Below are 2,514 nucleotides of genomic sequence, written 5' to 3' on the forward strand. Positions count from 1 at the left end.
TCGACGGCAGCGGGCTCAACACCGACGACATGCAGCGCGTCGCACGCTGGACGAATCTCTCCGAGACCACTTTCCTGCTGCCACCCACGAACCCCCAAGCGGACTACCGCGTACGGATCTTCACCCCCGGCGGTGAGCTGCCGTTCGCCGGTCATCCCACCCTCGGTTCCGCCCATGCCTGGCTCGAAGCCGGCGGCACCCCTCTCTCGGCTGATTGCGTGGTGCAGGAATGCACAGCCGGGCTGATCAACGTCCGGCGCGGTAGCGGCATCCTGTCCTTCGCCGCCCCCGCCACTCAGCGCACCGGAGACCTGGAAAGTGACTACCTCGCGCAGATTGTGACCGCGTTCGGCATCCGGGAAGACCAGGTTCTCTCCCACCAGTGGGTGGACAACGGGCCGGGCTGGGCCGTCATCCGGCTGCGCACCGCGCAGGAGGTGCTGGACCTCGAACCCGACCTTTCGCAGATCCCGACGGCGATGATCGGCGCCATCGGCGCGTACCCTGAAGGCTCGGAGCACGCCTACGAGATGCGGACCTTCGCTCCCGCCGTAGGGATCGTCGAAGACCCGGTCTGCGGGAGCATGAATGCCTCGGTCGGCCAGTGGCTGATCGGCACCGGCGCGGTGCCGTCGACCTACCGGGTCTCGCAGGGCAGCCGACTCGGGCGGGCCGGAGACATCACCATCACGGCCGACGACGACGGCACCGTCTGGGTGGGCGGCGCCACAACTACGTGCTTCCGGGGAACAGCCAAGATCTGACACGCCATCCGACGTGTTACCCCGCCAGGGAGCCGGCCAGCGCCGCGGCACCGGCGAGCGCGAGCGCGGCTCTCATGCTGTTCGCGCGGGTCCACGGGCGTTCGAACGCGCGCCAACCCCCCAGGTTGTCTGGACCGGCTCCACTGCCGGTTCCCGCGGGGAGCCGAGCGAGCGCGTTGTTGAGCGGAACGTTGACGGTCACTGTCAGGCCGAAGCTGGCCAAAGACAGCGCCGCTCCGGTCAACCGCATCATGCTCGGCGTCTCTGAGGTCAGGGAGGCGACCCCGGCAACCACCGATGCGAGCGCCCCGCCGAAGAAGAGGGTCATGAACGGCGGGCGGACCGCCCGCACGTTGATACGTTGCATCACGGCGACCGACTCACTCGCAGCGCGAGTGTTGAGCGCGGGCATCACCATGGTGGAGAACGCGACGTAAACGCCGCCGGTCGCTCCGGCACATACCGCTGCCGCCGTGGTGGCGACAGTCTCAACCAGGCTCATGCCGTCATCCTGGCGGGCACGATCCACACACCGGTGGCGGCAGCGCGGCGGGCATAGACCGAAAAATCCGTCGGCTCGCGGTCGAGTACTTCGCCGAGGTCACCGGTTAGGGAGGCGTTCCGTCCGTCGAGGATCGTGTCGAACAGCTCGGCAAGGGGTTCCGCTTCTTGGCGGAGAATGCCGTCGGCCTCGACATCCGTCACGAACTCCTCCGGGGTGCCGGGAACGTATTCGATGGAACGGCCAGCGGCGGCTGATAGTTCAGCGGCGACGTCGTGCATGGACAGCAGGCGCGGTCCGGTGAGCTCATAAACGCGTCCGGCGTCGATCTCACCGAGGAGTGCACTGGTAGCCACTTCAGCGAGATCGTCCAGATCGACAAAGGGCTCGACGACGTCGCCCGCCGGAAGCACGAGTCTTCCCCGCAGTACCGGGCCCAGCAGGAAGTGCTCGCTGAAGTTTTGCGCGAACCAGGAGGAGCGGAGAACGGTCCACTCGATGCCGGATTGTTGCAGTGCCTGCTCGCTCGCGATCGCGCCCTCCTCCCCACGTCCCGACAGCAGGACAAGGCGTCGAACGCCGCGAGTCCTTGCACGCGCGGAGAAGTCCGCGATCAGCTCCGGGACGCCCGGGAAGGCGAGGTCCGGGGAGTAGCAGACGTAGGCGGAGGTGACGCCGTCTAGCGCTGCGTCCCACGTGGACGTGTTGTGCCAGTCGAAGAGGTGACCGGTATGGCGGGAAGTGGCACGAAAGGGCAGCCCACGGGATTCCAGCCGGCTGGTGATACGGCGCCCGGTCCTGCCGGAGCCACCGATGATGAGGAACTGAGAAGTAGTCATAGCTCCATCACATCGCAGTACATCCAGACTTCACATAGCTCATCTGCATCTGTCCATACGCGATCGTCTAGATTGGTTGCTATGGACCCACTGGTGCACTTCCTCGACGGCCCTCATGCCCGGCGGGCGTTCGCCTTGCGGGTGGCGATGAGCCCGCCGTGGGCACTGGACGTGCGTGACGGGGCACCCCTCACGATCATGGCGGTACTGTCGGGGTACGCATGGCTCACCGCAGATGGGGATACGGTCCGGTTGAGCGCCGGGGATATCGCTATGGTGCGCGCCGGAGATCCCTATCTCGTCGCCGATGAACCGCTGCGCGGGGCAAGCATCGTCATCCACCCCGGGCAGGAATGCACCACTCTCAGCGGGGAACCGGTCCGTCTGAGCATGAGCCACGGCGTACGGA

4 protein-coding genes are annotated in these 2,514 nt (G+C 66.6%); 2 read left to right on the forward strand and 2 right to left on the reverse strand.

The window, feature by feature from the left end; translation table 11 throughout:
* Nucleotides 1-764, forward strand: a 764-nt coding sequence (locus RIF85_RS15630) for a PhzF family phenazine biosynthesis protein (RefSeq protein WP_309072821.1), incomplete at its 5' end; no start/stop codon positions are given.
* 16 nt (nucleotides 765-780) lie between these two features.
* On the opposite strand, the gene RIF85_RS15635 is transcribed toward RIF85_RS15630, so the two are convergent.
* Nucleotides 781-1,266, reverse strand: a complete 486-nt coding sequence (locus RIF85_RS15635) for an anthrone oxygenase family protein (RefSeq protein ID WP_309072822.1) — start codon at nucleotides 1,264-1,266, stop codon at nucleotides 781-783.
* Complete coding sequence (locus tag RIF85_RS15640; protein ID WP_309072823.1) at nucleotides 1,263-2,105, reverse strand: NmrA family transcriptional regulator; 843 nt, start codon at nucleotides 2,103-2,105, stop codon at nucleotides 1,263-1,265. The genes RIF85_RS15635 and RIF85_RS15640 overlap by 4 nt, the downstream gene beginning before the upstream one ends.
* Nucleotides 2,106-2,186: 81 nt before the next feature.
* On the opposite strand from RIF85_RS15640, the gene RIF85_RS15645 reads away from it, so the two are divergent.
* Nucleotides 2,187-2,514: cupin domain-containing protein (locus RIF85_RS15645; protein ID WP_309072824.1), on the forward strand; the 328-nt coding region annotated here is incomplete at its 3' end.

The sequence above is a fragment of the Arthrobacter sp. genome (assembly GCF_031179385.1).
In the GTDB taxonomy this organism is placed as follows: domain Bacteria; phylum Actinomycetota; class Actinomycetes; order Actinomycetales; family Micrococcaceae; genus Arthrobacter_D.